The 16,340-nt window shown below is 67.1% G+C and carries 14 protein-coding genes; 6 read left to right on the top strand and 8 right to left on the bottom strand.

All coding sequences use genetic code 11. The features are described from left to right. Positions 1-60: 60 nt before the first annotated feature. Both HNR57_RS18715 and HNR57_RS18710 read right to left on the bottom strand, forming a co-directional pair. Positions 61-1,572: a cellulase family glycosylhydrolase gene (locus HNR57_RS18715; protein WP_184561145.1), complete on the bottom strand. Its 1,512-nt coding sequence runs from the start codon at positions 1,570-1,572 to the stop codon at positions 61-63. A gap of 177 nt (positions 1,573-1,749) precedes the next feature. Next, positions 1,750-2,364, bottom strand: a complete 615-nt coding sequence (locus HNR57_RS18710; protein WP_184561144.1) for an arsenate reductase/protein-tyrosine-phosphatase family protein — start codon at positions 2,362-2,364, stop codon at positions 1,750-1,752. A gap of 332 nt (positions 2,365-2,696) precedes the next feature. On the opposite strand from HNR57_RS18710, the gene HNR57_RS18705 reads away from it, so the two are divergent. After that, positions 2,697-3,170: an LPXTG cell wall anchor domain-containing protein gene (locus tag HNR57_RS18705; RefSeq protein ID WP_184561143.1), complete on the top strand. Its 474-nt coding sequence runs from the start codon at positions 2,697-2,699 to the stop codon at positions 3,168-3,170. Between the two features lie 258 nt (positions 3,171-3,428). Here HNR57_RS18705 and HNR57_RS18700 read toward each other — a convergent pair whose 3' ends face one another. Continuing rightward, positions 3,429-4,469 (bottom strand): GDP-L-fucose synthase family protein, encoded by a 1,041-nt coding sequence (locus HNR57_RS18700; RefSeq protein WP_184561142.1) that lies wholly within the window; start codon positions 4,467-4,469, stop codon positions 3,429-3,431. Between the two features lie 283 nt (positions 4,470-4,752). On the opposite strand from HNR57_RS18700, the gene HNR57_RS18695 reads away from it, so the two are divergent. From HNR57_RS18695 to HNR57_RS39595, 5 genes are all read left to right on the top strand, one after another. Beyond that, positions 4,753-5,406, top strand: a complete 654-nt coding sequence (locus HNR57_RS18695) for a class I SAM-dependent methyltransferase (protein ID WP_184561141.1) — start codon at positions 4,753-4,755, stop codon at positions 5,404-5,406. A 68-nt stretch (positions 5,407-5,474) separates the two neighbouring features. Next, positions 5,475-6,518 (top strand): GDP-mannose 4,6-dehydratase, encoded by a 1,044-nt coding sequence (gmd, locus tag HNR57_RS18690; RefSeq protein ID WP_184561140.1) that lies wholly within the window; start codon positions 5,475-5,477, stop codon positions 6,516-6,518. Between the two features lie 158 nt (positions 6,519-6,676). Beyond that, a complete protein-coding gene (locus HNR57_RS18685) occupies positions 6,677-7,480 on the top strand; it encodes a TylF/MycF/NovP-related O-methyltransferase (protein ID WP_184561139.1) in 804 nt (267 codons plus the stop codon). 323 nt (positions 7,481-7,803) lie between these two features. After that, positions 7,804-8,481: a transposase gene (locus tag HNR57_RS39600; protein WP_246554771.1), complete on the top strand. Its 678-nt coding sequence runs from the start codon at positions 7,804-7,806 to the stop codon at positions 8,479-8,481. Positions 8,482-8,640: 159 nt separating this feature from the next. After that, complete coding sequence (locus HNR57_RS39595; protein WP_313674177.1) at positions 8,641-9,510, top strand: transposase; 870 nt, start codon at positions 8,641-8,643, stop codon at positions 9,508-9,510. A gap of 29 nt (positions 9,511-9,539) precedes the next feature. On the opposite strand, the gene HNR57_RS18675 is transcribed toward HNR57_RS39595, so the two are convergent. The 5 genes from HNR57_RS18675 to HNR57_RS18655 all read right to left on the bottom strand — a co-directional run bounded on the left by HNR57_RS18675 (position 9,540) and on the right by HNR57_RS18655 (position 16,324). Beyond that, positions 9,540-10,691, bottom strand: a complete 1,152-nt coding sequence (locus HNR57_RS18675; protein ID WP_184561138.1) for a glycosyltransferase family 4 protein — start codon at positions 10,689-10,691, stop codon at positions 9,540-9,542. A 93-nt stretch (positions 10,692-10,784) separates the two neighbouring features. Continuing rightward, on the bottom strand, positions 10,785-12,026 hold the full coding sequence (locus HNR57_RS18670; protein ID WP_184561137.1) for a glycosyltransferase: 1,242 nt from the start codon (positions 12,024-12,026) through the stop codon (positions 10,785-10,787). A gap of 241 nt (positions 12,027-12,267) precedes the next feature. Continuing rightward, complete coding sequence (locus HNR57_RS18665; protein ID WP_184561136.1) at positions 12,268-13,725, bottom strand: O-antigen ligase family protein; 1,458 nt, start codon at positions 13,723-13,725, stop codon at positions 12,268-12,270. A 186-nt stretch (positions 13,726-13,911) separates the two neighbouring features. Then, the gene (locus tag HNR57_RS18660; protein ID WP_281403893.1) at positions 13,912-15,498 is read right to left on the bottom strand and encodes a lipopolysaccharide biosynthesis protein; all 1,587 of its coding nucleotides are present in this window, start codon (positions 15,496-15,498) and stop codon (positions 13,912-13,914) included. Continuing rightward, positions 15,431-16,324, bottom strand: a complete 894-nt coding sequence (locus tag HNR57_RS18655; RefSeq protein ID WP_184561134.1) for a glycosyltransferase family 2 protein — start codon at positions 16,322-16,324, stop codon at positions 15,431-15,433. Before HNR57_RS18655 ends, HNR57_RS18660 begins: the two co-directional genes overlap by 68 nt. Positions 16,325-16,340 lie beyond the last annotated feature (16 nt).

The following is a 16,340-nucleotide window of genomic DNA, read 5'->3' as shown; positions in this document are numbered from 1 at the left end:
AGCAGTCAGGCAGGGCACGGGGCGCCCGAGGAGCACGGGGCGCCCCGCCTCACCCCGTGCTCACGTCGCCGTGCACGTCACGGCCGGCACACCCCCGCCCCCGGGCGCGCCCCCGAACCCGAAGCTCGCCGAACTCCCCGCGGACAGGCTGCCGTTGTGCGCGGCGTTCACCGCCGTGACGGTCGCGCCGGTCTGGGTGTGGGTCGCGTTCCACATGCTCGTGACCTTCTGCGAGCCGCTCCATGTCCACGTCACCTTCCAGGACTTCAGCGGCAGCGTGCCCGTATTGGTCACCTTCACCTCGGCGTTGAAGCCGCCGCCCCAGTCGCTGCCGACGGTGTAGGCGGCGGCGCAGGTGGGCGTGGTGCCGCCCGGCCCGCCCGGGCCGGGTCCGGGGCCGCCGGGGCCGAAGCCCGGGGCCTTGACGGATGCCAGGTACGCGTCCTTCGCCGTGTCGACCGTCTGCCAGTCGTCCTTGAGGATGCCGCCCGTGTCACCGGAGTTGGGGTTCCAGGACCAGAACGTCCAGTGGAAGCTGTCGGCACCGTGCGCGGACGTCGAGCGCAGGTACTTCACCAGCTCGGCCAGCCACTTCTGGTCCACCGAGGGCTGGAGCGTCGTACCGAACTCGCCGAGCCACACCGGGGCGATGTTCTGCTTGAAGATATAGCCCCAGTACTTGTCCCAGATCCCCGGCATGTTGGCGGGGAAGGACGGGTCGGAGAACCAGGACTGCTGCGCCACCGACGTCGCGTAGTCGTGCGCCGAGTACACCAGCCGGTTCGGGACGTCCAGCTGGACCGGGTGCCGGGCGACGCCCATCAGGTTCCCGCCCCACCAGCCGTTCGTGCCGTCGTACGACTGCACGCCCTCGACCATGATCAGCAGCTCGGGGTTGACCGACAGCACCGCGTTGCCCGCGCGCTGGGCGGCCAGGCGCCAGTCGCGGGAGGTGTCGCCGCAGCCCCAGCAGGCCGGATCGTGGGGCTCGTTGTGCAGGTCGATGCCGACCACGGTGGAGTTGCCCTTGTAGCGCGTCGCCAGGGCCTTGAGGTTGGTGATCCACGTCGACTCGGGGACCGACGCCGTGTACCAGAGCGCCGACTGGCCCGCCGCGTCCGGGCGGTGGCGGTCCAGGACGATCTTCAGGCCGGACTGGCCCGCGTAGGCGACGATCCTGTCCAGGACCTGGAGGGACGTCAGCCCGCGCAGGTCCGTGTTCCTGCCGTCGTGGTTGATGCTGTCCGGCATGGTGCCGGGCTTGAGGATGTCGTCGCTGTACGGCATGCGGATGGTGTTGTAGCCCAGCGACTTCATCTGGTCGATCATGCTCTTGTAGTCGCGGGCCCACAGGCCGTGGACGACGTGATTGGCGGTCTCGAAGCCGAACCAGTTGACGCCGGCGATACGCACGGGCTGGCCGGCCGCGTCCAGGATCTGCCGGCCGCTGGTGTGCCAGTAGCCGGCGCCTGCCTGCGCGTCGATGTCGGCGAGTGCCGACGACTGCGTACCGGCCAGGGGTAACAGGAGCGCCGCGGCGACGCACAGCGCTCTTCGCAGAGTGCGGAACATGGCTGCTTCCTCTCGGGGAGGCGCGGCCCCGGAACAGTTGGGAGCGCTCCCATCCATGCCGCGCACCTTCCAGGAAACTGACACACCATGAGCACGTCAAGGAGCTTGCGTTCAGTCGTCCCGCCGCTCGGCCCTCCGCAGGGTGCGGCCGCTCCGTACGACGAAGCCCACGGTCCGCTACGGCCACGTCCCGGACTCGGCCCGGCTCGCGGTCGGCGACGACGCATGCCGTCCGGTCCGCACGAGTGCGGTGATCCGCTCCACGGCCTCCTCGATCTGAGATAGGCACTGCTGCACTTGGGGCGGGGGCGCGCCGAGAGGGTCTTGCACGTCCACATCACCCATACGGGTCGACACGGCGCCACGGCGAGCGGCCGCGCCCTGTACGAGAGCAGCGAACCGTGCGGCCGGATCCAGCATGCCCGCGGCGTCCTCGGACCGCACCAGCCGGGCGAACTCACGGAAGGTGAACGCACGGGACAACGCACGCACGGGGGAGAGTCGCACGGCGGCCTCACGATGCTCCCGCGCGGCGCCCAGCACCAGGTCCGCGTTCTCGACCATGTCCTCGGTCAGCCGGCGGGAGCCCACCCCGCAGGGCCGCAGGCCGCGTCCGGCGAGGAAGGAGGTGACAGCGGCCGCCGCGGGCACACCCGCGACGGCCCGGGTGCCGGCACTGCTCACGTCGATCACGTGCCGATGTTCGAGCAGCTGGTGCCTGAGCAGGCACTCGGCAAGCGGAGAGCGATAGAGGTTGCCGGTGCAGACCACGAGTACGCGGAACGGGGGCACGCACCCTCCAGAAGGGGAAGAAGTGAAGATCAGGACGGGCGGCGCGGGCGGGTGTCGCCGCCGTTCATGCCGGACGGGATCGGGGTGGTCGCCGCAGGCCGACCTCCCTACTTAGCGCATACCGGGCGACTTCGGTCCTCGAACCGGGGGCAACGGCGGCCAGTCCGGTGATCTGTATACGCCATAGGGCGCCATATCTCCCAAAGATGTCTAACGAACCCCATTCAGCGCTATCTATGCACATACCGTACTCGGGGTCGGACCATGCCGTCGCCTGATTCCACTTGAGGAGCGTGAAAGCGATGACGGCGTCATCGAAGTGTCGTGCCGCCTTGGCGACCGCGGCAGCCTCTGCTGTCCTGGCCGCAGTCCCCGTCATCGGGGCCCAACCTGCCCACTCCCAGCCGTATCCGCCCGATCCTCCCACCCTGACGCTCACCGCCACCACCGTCGTCGCAGGAGACGACCTCGGCTTCACAGGGACCGGGTTCCTTCCGACCGAGGGGGTGAGCGCATTCCTGTTCTCGAAGCCGGTCAAGCTGGGCCGCTTCACCGCCGACTCGAACGGCACGGTGAAGGGCACCGTCACCATCCCCAAGTGGACGGATCCGGGCAAGCACTACTTCCGCCTCAAGGGAGTGGAATCGAACCGGTCCTTGGGGGCCAAGATCATCGTGCGCCCGCACAAGCCTCACCTCGCCGACACCGGTGACGACCGCTCGCTCGTCATGGTGGGCGGAAGCGCAGCGCTGCTGGCGCTCGGGGCCGGTGCGGTGATGGCCGTCCGGCGGCGGAAGCACAACTGACCACCCACCTACCGGACAGTCGCGAAGCCTGTGCAGTACCGGCGGCCGACAGCGGATCCCCCGACGCATCCCCTCACCTTGCCGTCGGAGTACCCGCTGTCGGCCGTTCGCGGCCCGGGCCGCCTGAAGCGGACTCCCCGGGGAAGGCGCCCGCCGGTCTGCCGCTGTCCCTCACGCGGTCGAACGGGAAGCCCGGTGGGCTGAGCCGGCCCACGTGCCGCGCCCACCAGGACGACCCGTGCGCCGTCGCGGAGACCGTCAGTGCCGCAGCGTGCCGGACTCGAGGTTCTCCACGTACCAGGCGTACGTCCGGGCGATCCCTTCCCGCAGGCCGACACGAGGAGCCCAGCCGAGCGTCGTGAGCCGGGATACGTCAAGGAGCTTGCGCGGAGTACCGTCCGGCTGCTTCGTGTCCCACTCGACGCTCCCCCGGTATCCTGCGACGTCCGCGACGAGCTCCGCCAGCTCCCGGATGGTCAGGTCCGTGCCGGTGCCGACGTTGACCGGGCCGTCAGCGTCGTAGTGCTCGATCAGGTGCAGACACGCCCGTGCCAGATCGTCCGCGTGGAGGAACTCCCGACGGGGTGTGCCGCTGCCCCAGTTCACCACCCGTCGCGCACCCGACTTCCTCGCCTCGTGGAAGCGCCGGATCAGGGACGGCAGCACATGAGAGCGCTCGGGGTGGAAGTTGTCGCCCGGCCCGTACAGGTTGGTCGGCATGGCGGAGATCCAGGGCAGTCCGTACTGGCGTCGTACCGCCTGCACGTGCAGAATGCCGGCGATCTTGGCGATGGCGTAGGCGTCGTTGGTCGGCTCCAACGGCCCCGTCAGCAGCGCCTCCTCACGGATAGGCTGCTCGGCGAACTTCGGGTAGATGCAACTGGACCCCAGGAACAGCAGCCGCTCCACCCCGTGCTCCAGGGCCGCGTCCAGCACGTTCACCTGGATGCGCAGGTTGTCGGAGAGGAACTCGGCGGGCCGGGTGGCGTTCGCCCTGATCCCGCCCACCCGCGCCGCGGCCAGTACCACCACGTCCGGGCGCCTGGCCGCGAACCAGCCGGACACCGCCCGCCGCTCCCTCAGGTCCAGCTCCGCCGAGCCGGGCGCGACCACGTCGGTGAACCCCTCACGGCGGAGTTCCCTGCGCACCGCCGAACCGGCCAGCCCGGAGCCTCCGGCCACGAACACACGCGCCGAGCGGTCGAGGGGGCGGTGCACCCTGCCCTCCGGCACCGGGGCAGGTGCGTGGACCGCCGAGGCGGCCGGGACTGCGGCACCGGTGTCAGTACAGGCGCTCATGGGCTCGATGCCCTCCTTCGGACGGTCCGTCAAGAGGCGCCGTCTCTCGCGACTCCGGCAAACGGACCACTCATGAACCGAGCGGAGCCAGTACACAACGCTCGAAAACGCGACACAACGGCATGAGGCGGATGATAGCGCCGATTTCCGTATTCTTGCCGGGGTGCCGGAGGTGCCGGAGTTCGGGCCGCATCCTGTCCGTCCTTACGGCCCTGCCCGAGAAGAAGGCGCGTGACCGTCGTGACGGACGGCGCCGCACGCCACGTGGCCCGGAGGAAGCAGCATGCTGAAGACGAAGATCGCCGATCCCACGAGGCCCGGATCCTTTGCCCACGCGGCTCGTGCCAAGCGCTGGGACGAACTGCTGCGATGCTTTCCCGACCTGGCCGAGATGCACGTTCTCGACCTCGGCGGCACCCCGACCGCCTGGCGTGTCGCACCCGTTCGGCCGGCCCACGTGGTGACCGTCAATCTCGACCCGCGTACGGCCCTGCACACCGAGTCCGGAATCACGCCGGTCGTCGGGGACGCGTGCGGCCTCTCGCTGCCGACGCACATGGTCACCCGGCGATTCGACCTCGTGTACTCGAACTCCGTCCTGGAACACGTGGGAGGGCACTACCGGCGGCGGCAGTTCGCCGACACGGTGCACAGCCACGCCGAACACCATTGGGTGCAGACCCCCTACCGCTACTTCCCCGTAGAACCCCACTGGCTGTTCCCAGGGCTGCAATGGCTCCCGTTCCCGGCCCGCGTCGCCGTCTCCCGGCACTGGGGGCACGGACACGTCCCACGCGCGGGGCGTGCGCAGGCCACCCGGGACGTCCAGGAGGTCGAGCTGCTGTCCGCGGCCGAGATGCGGTCCTACTTCCCCGCTTCCACCATCTGGTTCGAACGCTTCGCGGGGCTCCCCAAGTCACTGGTCGCCAGGAGGTGAGCCCTACCCGCCGTCCGCCCCGCCCAGGTGCATGTCCCAGCCCTCAACAGCCCAGTAAAGGAATCCGCGTGACGGACAAGACCGCGCTCATCACCGGCATCACCGGTCAGGACGGCTCCTACCTGGCAGAGCTGCTGCTGGAGAAGGGATACGTGGTGCACGGTATCGTCCGCCGCGCCTCGACCTTCAACACGCAGCGCATCGAGCACCTCTACCGGGATCCGCACGACCCCGAGGCGCGCCTCTTCCTGCACTACGGCGACCTGACCGACGGAACCCGGATCGCGGGGCTGCTGGAGCGCCTGCGACCCGACGAGGTCTACCATCTGGCTGCCCAGTCCCACGTACGGGTGTCCTTCGACGAGCCGGAGTTCACCGGGGACTCCACCGGGCTGGGCACCACGCGGTTGCTCGAGGCCGTCAGGACGACAGGCCTGCCCTGCCGGTTCTACCAGGCATCCAGCTCCGAGATGTTCGGTGCCTCCCCGCCGCCTCAACACGAGGGCACCGCCTTCCACCCCCGCTCCCCGTACGGGGTCGCCAAGGTGTACGCGTACTGGGCGACGCGCAACTACCGGGAGGCGTACGGGATGTACGCCGTCAACGGCATCCTGTTCAACCACGAGTCCCCTCGCCGCGGCCCGACCTTCGTCACCCGCAAGGTGGCCACGGCCGCCGCACGCATCAAGGCCGGCCTGGAGGACGTCGTCTACCTGGGCAACCTCGACGCCCGACGGGACTGGGGATACGCGGCGGAATACGTCGAGGCGATGTGGCGGATGCTGCAACAGGACGAACCGGACGACTACGTGGTCGCCACCGGCGTCAGCTACAGCGTGCGCGACTTCGTCGAGCAGTGCTTCGCCCACGTCGGCCTCGACTGGCGCGACCATGTGCGGTTCGACGAGCGATACCTGAGACCGACCGAGGTGGACGACCTCGTCGGAGACGCCTCCAAGGCCGAGCGGGTCCTCGGGTGGAAGCCCGTCGTGCGCGCTCCGGAACTCGCCCGCCTCATGGTCGATGCCGAAGTTACGCGGATCTCCCCTGCACCTGCTACTTGGATCAAAACGCCTGCGACCGTCTCCGCATTGGAGTTGGCGAGGCCTTGACGCTTCGCGCCGACCGAGGTCAGCGGCACCATTCTTACGTGATGCCGGAAACCAGGCGAAAGCTTAACTTTCGCCTTCCACTTTCACAGGCACAGATGTCCACTCACCTCACGGCCAGGACACTGGGTTGGACGCCAATTGACGGCTAGGGTCGTTGCATGCCCAAAGCAAAGACAGCGGTCAGGCACACCCTCGACCGATTGCTCCGAATTGCTGATGCGCGCGTGATCACGATGGAGGAGGAAGACGCCGGCCGAGGACGGTACGCCCGCGCAGTACAGGGCTTGTACGACGTTTATGTCGAACATGTTCTCCCCGACCTGAGGGAACGGGATGGCCGGGTTTCACTGATCGCAAACCTCATCGGGACAGAGACCGGTGAGGCAATGTTCCTTCTCCACTGGCTGCAGAATGCCCAGGACAGTGGAGAAGGTGACATCGTCGAGATGGGTGTCGCTCAAGGCGCCACGTCGGCATTGTTGGCGAATGAGATCTTGAATACCCGACGGCACCTGTGGCTGTATGACTCGTTTCGAGGATTGTCGCGCCCGACTACCGAGGACAGACTCATCGACGACATCGAAAACCGGGGATCGATGGACGGCTACGAGTCGACGATGGCGTTTCCGCAGCAGCCTGTGAAGCAGCGGCTTGCCTCATTGGGGTTCCCGCCCGGACGGACGCACATTGTCGCGGGTTTCATCACCCCTGACGTCCGAGACCTGCCGGATCTCGTAGCCTTCGGTTATCTCGACTTCGACCTGTACAAGCCCATCCTGACGGGCCTGCGGCTGCTTGGGCCCAGGACGCGGCCCGGTTCTGTCCTGATGGTCGACGACTATGGGTACTTCTCCTCCGGCCCAGAGCAGGCTGTCCGGGACTTCCTTGCCGAGGACGACCGCTTCGATCTCGTTGTCGGCCCAAGAAGCGCTGGCCACTTCTGCGCCTTGCTACGGCGCTGAAGCGTGTTGCAGTAGGCGCGATCAGGGCATTTCCCGCGTATGGGTGAGGTGTTGAGAGGCGCAGGTGTGGATCAGGGCTTGATCAAGTTCCGTTGAGGTCGGGCTTGTGGGTGATGCCCAGGATGGGGAGGGCTCGTTCGGGTTGGTCGCGGATGGCGCGGGTGGTCTTCGCGATGTTGGTCACTCCGAGGGCTTTGAGGTCCGCGTGGACCCTGTTGCCTATTGGCAGTTGAAGGCTGACAACGGCTTGGTGGTGCTGGCAGGGTTGGTGGTGCGGTCGGTTCTTTCCTGATCCCCGATCGTGGGGTGGGATGGGCGTGTCGATGGAGCCGCGGTCGTGGCCGGAGCCGGATCCCGTGGTGGCGCGGGCGGTGCGTGCGAAGAACTACGGGCGGCAGGTGCTGTTGCCGGTGGCGGTGCGCGACCGGCTGGGGGAACTGTTCCCGGACGAGGAGTTCGCGGAGGCTTTCGGCGCGACAGGGCCGGCGGGCTGGTCTCCGGGGCGGCTCGCGTTGGTGACGGTGTTCCAGATGGCGGAGAAGCTGACGTACCGTCAAGCCGCTGAGGCGGTGCGTGACCAGCTCTCGTGGGCCTACGCGCTCGGGTTGGAGCTGACCGACACCGGCTTCGACTTCACCGTGCTGTCCCAGTTCCGTACCCGGGTGGTCGAGCACCATCTGGAAGGAGAAGGTCCTGACCTGCTGCTGGAAAGGCTGACGGAGCAGGGGCTGGTCGGTGCCGGGGGCAAGCAGCGCACCGACTCCGCCCATATCGTCTCCGCGGTGCGGGACCTGAACCGCCTGGAGCTGGCCGGGGAGAGCGTGCGGGCGGCGGTGGAGGCGTTGACGGTGGCCGCGCCGCACTGGGTCGCCGGCGTGCTGGACGTGCCCGGCTGGTCGCGCCGCTACGACACCCGGATCGACACCTGGGGCATGCCCTCCTCCGCCACCAAGCGCGACCAGCTCGCGCTGACCTACGCCCGCGACGGCTTGCCCTGCTGAGCGCCGTCCACGATCCACGCTCCGAACCCTGGCTGCGAGAGCTGCCCGCGGTGCAGACCCTGCGCACCGTGCTGCTGCAGAACTACACCCGCACCACCGCGCGGGGCGGGCGCGAGGTCGTGGCCCGGCGCACCAGGACCGAGGAGGGGGGGTGACGGGCTGCCGCCCGGCCATCTGCGCATCGCTTCCCCCTACGACCTCGACACCCGCTGGTCCGCCAAGCGCGACACCTTCTGGAACGGGTTCAAGCTGCACGTGAGCGAGAGCTGCACGGACGCGCCCGAAAAGGAGCGCACCGCCCCGAACCTGATCACGAACGTGGCCACCACCGCCTCCACCGTCCCCGACACCAAGGCCCTGGACGGCATCCACCAGCAGATGCAGCGCCGTGGCCTGCTCCCGGGCGAGCACTACCTCGACTCCGGCTACCCCAGCGCCGACCTGATCGTGAAGTCCCGCCAGAGCTACGGCATCGCACTGATCACCCCGGTCCTGCTCGACCAGTCCCGCCAGGCCCGCGCCAACGCGGGCTTCCAGGCCGACGCGTTCACCATCGACTGGAAGTACCAGCAGGTCACCTGCCCCCAGGGGCAGACCAGCTCTTCCTGGAGCCCGTGCACCCAGCACGGCTATCCGATGATCGTGGTCGCTTTCACCAAGCCGGCCTGCGGCCCCTGCCCGGTCCGCGAGTTGCGCACCACCAGCCGCCGGGGCTTCCGCCAGCTCACCACCTTGAACCCGTGCCCGCTGACCGAAGCCCTGCGCACCGCCCGCGCCGAGCAGGCCGACCGGCACTGGCAGGACGCATACGCCCTACGCTCCGGCGTCGAGGGCACCATCCGCCAGGCCCTCGCCGTCACCGACAGCCGCCGGGCCCGCTACCGCGGCCTGGCCAAGACCCACCTCGAACACGTCCACAGCGCCGTCGCCCTCAACCTCATCCGTCTCAACGCCTGGTGGAACGGCAAACCACTCGACCGCCGCCACACCAGCCACCTCGCCCGACTCGAACTCAGCCTCGCCGCGTAGCCGAATGGGCAACAGGGTCGGTCCTCGCCTCAAAGACGCCGCCCACCGTGTGCCGAGGCGATACGGCGGTACTGGGCTTCATAACAGTGCGTCAAGCCAGGCCAGGCGAAGCGTCGGGCGCGACGCAGAGCTTCGCCACCCAGCAGCAGTCGGCGCTCGGGCTCGCGCGCCATGCGCACGATTGCTGAAGCGATCTCATCAGACCGCCGGACGTCCACCAGTTCGCCCGCGGTGCCGAAGTCGAGCAGCCATGGCACCGCGCCTGAGGAACGACCCGCCACGATCGGCAGGCCCCGGGCCATGGATTCGAGCACGGTCATACCGAACGACTCCTCCAGTGTCGGAGCCACGAAGATGTCAGCGCGGTCCATGGCTGTGAGGACGTCCTCGATAGGCAGCGGACCGGCGAATACAGTTCCGGAGGCGAGGCCGCGCGCATGCGCCCAGGACTCCGCTGGACCGCCCTCTTGGAAGTCATTCCCTACCAGAACGAGTTCCGCATCTCCGAGTTGTCTGCGAACTGCTCGAAAAGCCCGGAGCAGGGTACCCACATTTTTCAGTGGAGAGAAATCTGAATTCACCGAAAGGATGCGCCGCACGGGCGACTCGCGGAGCGGATTCCCCTTCGCGAAGAAGCCGGAGGGCAGACCGTTCGGCAAGAGATGCGCAGAATTCCGACCGATACGGCCGAGCCGCTCACCAATATAGGGCGAGACCACGGCGAGATCCCTTGCCTTCATCAGGCAGTGAGCTTGCATCAGCAGTCTGACCAGCCGGTACGGATCAGGCAGACGGCGCAGAATTACGGGAGCCCAGTCATGCACGCTGATGAGGCACGGGTGTCTGCTGGCAAGTGCACCTAGACCGAACTCGTACGTCCAGTGGGCGTGGACCACATCCGTGTCCACGGAATCGAGCAGATCACGCACTGCGTTGCGCTCATGTCGGAATGCGTCCCGGGCACGGTGCTGCTCGCGATAGGAACCGACCAGCACGTTCACCGCCCCGATACGCCACTCCACCGGGGCCGTGACATCGGGACTCAAGGTCACCAGTGTCACCTCGTGGCCATTGCGGGACAGTTCCACGGCCAGTGAGGTGGATACGGACCCCCCCAAGCCTTTGGGAACGGTGGGCTCGAGGCTTGGGTCGAGCATCCGGGACAAGTACAGCAGGTCCACGGGGGCAGCGATCGTTACTCGCATGTTGTCCTTATGGTTTGAATGTTCTGACGGATCGAATCCACACCCGTGCCGAAGCGGAGTGAACGGATATCACCGCCTTCGCCCATCCCGTAGTCCATGGTAGATCGCGGCGTACGCCGCCACGCCACGCGCCATGCCGAACCGATCACGCAGCGCATGTGGAGCGCCACGAATGCGCTCGTCCCGCCCGGCGACGGCCAGCGCTCGGGCGAAAGCCTCAGGTGTGGCCTCCGTCAGCATGACGGCTGGGCCGGCCGTCGCCAGATCTCGCAGGCCGGGAACATCTGCGAGGACGGCGGGAAGCCCCGTGGCGAGAGCCTCAATTGCCGCGATTCCCACGCCTTCATGGGAGGACGGCATCACGAAGACGTCGGCCGCGTGGAGCGCCTTCAGAGGATGGTCGAGGCCGAGGAAGCATGTCCGCTTCACCACGCCCAGCTGGTCAGCCAGGCAGCGCTCGCTGTGCGCCTCGTCTTCCTGGCCCACATGGAGGTACATGAGGTCCGCAGGGCTCATGGGATGCGCCATCGCCTCGAGGACCATGCCGTGGCGTTTGACGGAGGAACAATTCCCCACGCTGACGGCTACGAGGTGGCGCTCATCAAGCCCTAGGTCAGCCCTTGCCCTCGCCCTCTCCTGAGGACTCGGGGGGGAGAATGCGCTGTCGTACCAGTTTTCGACGACCTGGGAAGTGTTGCCGAAATACCTCAGCTCGTTTTCCGTGACGGACGCGCTGACCGCGACATGTACGGTGCCCAGTGCGCTGAGCATTCGGCGCTGTACCGAACGCTCGGCGCGCAGCGGGCCGTGGAACTGGAAGACGCTGTGGACGGTGCGAACCACCGCGGCTCCCGCACTGAGCGCAGCCAGCGCGAACCAGAAGTTTCCGCGTTCGGCGTGGAGATGGACCACGTCGTATCCCCCTGCCCTGACATGTCGTCCGAGCCGGAAAGGAACTCTCTGCAATGGGCTGTCCGGAAGACGGGCGACACGGTAACCGACTGCGCGCAGGTCCTGTGCCAGAGGGCCGACGGCCGGTGCGACAGCGAGAATATGGGATTCGACACCGTGTTCCCTCCACTGGTCGGCTGCACTGCGCAACATGACTTCGGCACCCGACGCCCGAAGTTCGTTGAGGACATGCAGCACACGAAGTGGCAGCCGACTTGGCACTTCATTACTCATAAAGGACCTCCAGAGGAGCCGCCGAATTCGGCCGATAATATCCAAAAGGTTCGAAAGCGGGCCTTTTCCGAAGAAAACTGTAATGGATTGGATCAGTGCTGCTTCGTTTTGGTAGCCGCCGTTCATGCCTTCATGCAGCGATACAAGCGGGCGTCGCTTCAACCAGCCGAACTCGAATCCCGCATGCTGGCAGCGGCTCCGCAGTCGGTCTCTCCGTGGAGCGGACCGTTGTGCCGCTCACTGTGGCGATTGGCACCACTGCCCGCAGAGCGGCGAGCCCGCACCAGTCCAGTCTTGGCATGCCGGACTCACGCCGTGACTCCTGCCGCTGAGTCTCCATGCCGGCCGGAGGAGTGCGAAGCCCAGTTCACGACTGGCGAGATACGCCTTTGTCCAGGGAAAGATCTCGTTGTCGAGGCCCACTCCCCGTGTGCCGCCCACCAGCCGGGGCGTACGGGCCCGAGCCATCGCCTTGAACCGGCTGCGTGATCGCATCTTCCCCTGCGAAGTCAGATCGCTGAGCGCGTGGGGCGCCCATGGCCACTGCCTTGCTCTCTCCGGTCGGCAGCTTTCCAGCCGTCCAGCTGTGCCTGGCATGGACCAGAACGAGTCCGAGAGCCATTCCTTGTTCCAGGGACAGCGCGTAGGTGAAGCAGAACGTCAGCTGGGTTAGCACAAGAATGCGGCCCAGAACATCTGCTCGGGAATTCGATCGTATGGCAAGCAATGCCCACAGGCAGATGCCGACGAAGAGAACGAGCCCGATCACACCAAGTCGCAGCAGTGTCTGGATATAGAAGTTGTGCGGGGAGACGGTGACGATCTGCCCGTCGATGAGACGGGCGAACCCTGTTCCGAACGGCTGGCCCAGCAGCGCGTCGATCACTCCGCTGCGCCGGGCAAGCAGCTCCTCCCAGCCAGAGACCCGCCAGGCGAACGTGCTGTGTGCACCCTGCATGGTGGAGTAGGACGATCGAAGGTCCTCGCCGGTTGAGCCCAGCGAGACGACCCGGGCTCCCAAGGCAGCAGTGGTGCTCACGATCAGGGCCGTGGCCGCGAAGGAGATCCTCTCCTGGGCCATCCGGCGGCTCAGGACCACGTAGGCCGCGATGCCTACCAGCGTGACGATCCAGATGGTCCGGTGTTGTAGCAGCACCACGACAACGAGCAGGCCCAGTGCCAGGGCGCGGTAGGGGCGTGAGTGCCAGCGGAGCGTGATGAGCGTCAGGGCTGCCTGAGCGATGACCAGAGCTGGTCCGGCATCGACCGGCCTGGCGGTCACCAGCACTCCGTTCGCCAAGAGAAGCTCGCCGGCGGACGCGATTCCGTCGACAGACCAGCGTCCCGCGCAGATCACCACGCAGGCGAGCGACAGGAAGACCCACGTCTTGAGCATGAACCTGGTGACGTCCGAACCGATGTCTGAGGTGAAGACGTACAGAGTCGCGGTCAGGAAGTAGATGTAGGGGCGGCACTCGTTGACGGCCGGCTGCAATCCGAATTCAGCGATTCCGCGGCTGAGACTCACCACCGTCAGCGCGAGCATCAGGGCTGGTGCGGATGCTCTGCCGCGCTGGAAGAAGCGGGTGATGACGCGGCCGACCACGACCACCGCGGCGGGTACCGTGGTGGCGTCGGCCGCGGAGACCGTGAGATCGGCGATCTGCAGCGCCATCGACTGCTGCCGTGTCAGTACGTCGATGACCATCGGGCAGAGAAGCAGGACGATTCCGGCCCTGACATGTTTGGCGAACACCCATGACAGCGCCGCGAGGAGGATCCCCGCCGCGCACAGTTGCAGGAGTACCAGAGGGGTAACGGGCATACGGAGACCTCGACGCCCTCGACCAGGTGGGAACAGAGGGTTGCTCGGTTCCTGGGGTTCGAGGACGCTCTTTCGATTGCGCGGAGAAGCCTGAACAGCGTTGTACCTCACGAACGGCAACAAAAGGGTCAAGCGCGGTAGGCAGTCATCCCCCTGGCCAGCCAAACGGAGTCACGTGGCCGCGTTTCACGCTCGTTCCGCCGCGGTGTGCTTTCTGCTGCCGAAGGCCGACTGGATCAGTGCACGGCCGCGGGCCGCCCGGACGCCCCTGAGGGAACGGCCGAACAGGAGGACTGACGCACCCGCTGCCGAACCGGTGGCGAGTTGGAGCCCCAGAGCCACCGTCGGAGGTTGGTCCCTCATCACATGTCCCGCGGCTGCCGCGGTGGACGCGACGAATACGGCGACAGCCGTCGACTGCGCATAGGCCACCAGCACTTCGGGCATCGATCCCGGAATGGCGCGACTGAGCCACACAAGGTATGCGGCGTGCTGAAGGATCCGAGCCGCCACCAGCGCCGCAGCCAGCCCGGCCACTCCGGTATCCGACGCAACAGCAGCAGCGGCTGCCGTCAGCAGGACGATCAAGTGCAGGAGTTCGATCACTGCCTTTTGTCCCACTTTGCCGAGTGCCTCCGCCAGCACGGCGGGAAGATACGCGAGAACGTTCAGCAGGCCCACGACGGCCAGAGGGGGCACCAGGTCCGCGGTGGCCTGCCACGCATCACCAAGGAGGACTTCGACCGCGTTGTCGGAGCACACGGCGACGGTTGCGGCCATCGGGGCGAAGAGCAGCGCGGTCACCGACATGCTGTCGATGTACGCCCCCTTGAGTCGGTCGCGGTCGCTTTGGGCGCGGCTGAATGCCGGCAGCAGCACCTTGTTCAGGGCAGCCGCGGTCTGGTGCAGGGGAAGAGCCGCCATGAACCATGCGCGGTTGTAGTGGCCGAGTGCTTGCACTCCTGCGTATCTGCCGACCAGAACGGTGTCGGCGCTGAAGGCGAGGAACTCCAGGAATCCCACGAGAGAGACCTTTGTACCGAAGGCGGCCATCCCTGCCATCGCACGCACGTCGAAGAGCGGCCGCAGATGACGCCATGTCAGTGCACAGTGGGTCAGGGCCGTCAGAGCGGACTGCCCCAAAGCCGCGTACACCAGGCTCCACACCCCGCAACCCATTACTGCCGACACCAGTCCGAAGCCGCAGTAACCGACGAGATAGGAGAGGAACTCGATCAGGGAGACAGTCCGGTACCGCATGCTGCGGCGCAGCAGTCCCGAGGCGGTTGCGCTGACGGCGGAGAGCAGGAAGCTCAGAGCCAGAGCACGGCAGACGGGGGTAAGCTCCGGCGGCGCGTGGACGGCCTGAACCCCGAACGGAGCGACTATCCAGAACAGCGCGTAGAACGCGAAGCCGGTCGTGATGCCGACCGCGCAGCTTGCCCGGATGTCGCGCTCCCGCAAGACCGGGCGTTGAACGACGGCCGAGCTCAGACCGCCCTGGGCGAAATAGCTCACGAAACGGAGCATGAACATCGCGAGGGCGACCAGCCCGAAGTCACTCGGGGTGAGCAGTCGGCTGACTGCCGCGGAATACGGGATCTGCACGACGAACGTTCCGAAGGCCGCCAACAGCGTCCATCGCGCTCCTCGCACAGTGGTTGAAGTCAGTCCCGCTGCGGAGGGGGACCGCGTGGCATCGACGTCACCCGGCACGGCAGCCGAATCCTCGGCGGACTCGGTCGAGACCCCCAGTGGCGAAGAGCCGGACATACGGTGAGACGAACCAGACCGGCCACATCGGACCGGCATGCCGCCGGGTGAACCGCAACCAGCTGGCCGGCGGAAGGCCTTTGGGGGCGCACATCAGACGCAGCCGCTTCCGGAGAGACAGCGCAGGGTCCGTCCAGTCCCCCTCCGTGGGGTTGCGCGGACACGTACCCAGCGTTCCCGGGACGATCCAGATGGCACATCCGAGGTACCCGGCGCGCAGGCCGTAGTCGAAGTCGGCCAGACCATGACTGAAATCCGCGTCGATCTCCCCGACGCGTTTGACCACAGAGCGAGGGATGAGGACCAGGTTCCCATTCATCGTCTCGGCCTGAACCGGCCTGCCGGCCGGAGCGACCTTGGTGAAGGACACCGGACGCAGACAACTGCGGCGGTGCATACCCGAGTAGGTCACCGCGCCGGTGCGTGGATCGCGCAGGGCGCCTACGGCGATGCTGTCCCCTGCCTCCGAACGGGACAGCGATCGGTGGGTCTCGAGCAACTGCGACAACGCTCCGGGGTCCAGGAGGACGTCGTCGTTGAGCCACAGCAGGTAGTCGTAATCCCCTGCGGCCGACGCCGCGAGTGCCATCGCCTTCGCCCAGAACAGCCTGCCGTTGCCCTGAAGCACACGGATGCCGGGCCATACCTCGCGAGCAGCTCGTGCGGTGCCGTCGGTGCTGCCATCGTCGGTGAGCACGACACTCACGGATACCTCGGGTCCGCCCTGCCCGATCAGCGACCGCAGGCATCGGACCGTGCTCTCGCGACGGTTGTGACAGGCGATCAGCACCACCACGCGCGTCACGGGTGCCGTCGACCGGCCCATGGTCTTCTCCCCTGGC

Source organism: Streptomyces paradoxus (assembly GCF_014202475.1).
Taxonomy (GTDB): domain Bacteria; phylum Actinomycetota; class Actinomycetes; order Streptomycetales; family Streptomycetaceae; genus Streptomyces; species Streptomyces paradoxus.
The sequence above is the reverse complement of the archived record's forward strand: the minus strand, read 5'-3'. Positions and strand labels throughout refer to the sequence as shown.

Coding starts and splice junctions, on each gene's coding strand:
- HNR57_RS18715 (WP_184561145.1), bottom strand. CDS start 1,572: ATGTTCCGCACTCTGCGAAGAGCGCTGTGCGTCGCCGCGGCGCTCCTG.
- HNR57_RS18700 (WP_184561142.1), bottom strand. CDS start 4,469: ATGAGCGCCTGTACTGACACCGGTGCCGCAGTCCCGGCCGCCTCGGCG.
- HNR57_RS18695 (WP_184561141.1), top strand. CDS start 4,753: ATGCTGAAGACGAAGATCGCCGATCCCACGAGGCCCGGATCCTTTGCC.
- HNR57_RS18685 (WP_184561139.1), top strand. CDS start 6,677: ATGCCCAAAGCAAAGACAGCGGTCAGGCACACCCTCGACCGATTGCTC.
- HNR57_RS39600 (WP_246554771.1), top strand. CDS start 7,804: ATGGAGCCGCGGTCGTGGCCGGAGCCGGATCCCGTGGTGGCGCGGGCG.
- HNR57_RS18670 (WP_184561137.1), bottom strand. CDS start 12,026: ATGAACGGCGGCTACCAAAACGAAGCAGCACTGATCCAATCCATTACA.
- HNR57_RS18665 (WP_184561136.1), bottom strand. CDS start 13,725: ATGCCCGTTACCCCTCTGGTACTCCTGCAACTGTGCGCGGCGGGGATC.
- HNR57_RS18660 (WP_281403893.1), bottom strand. CDS start 15,498: ATGTCCGGCTCTTCGCCACTGGGGGTCTCGACCGAGTCCGCCGAGGAT.
- HNR57_RS18655 (WP_184561134.1), bottom strand. CDS start 16,324: ATGGGCCGGTCGACGGCACCCGTGACGCGCGTGGTGGTGCTGATCGCC.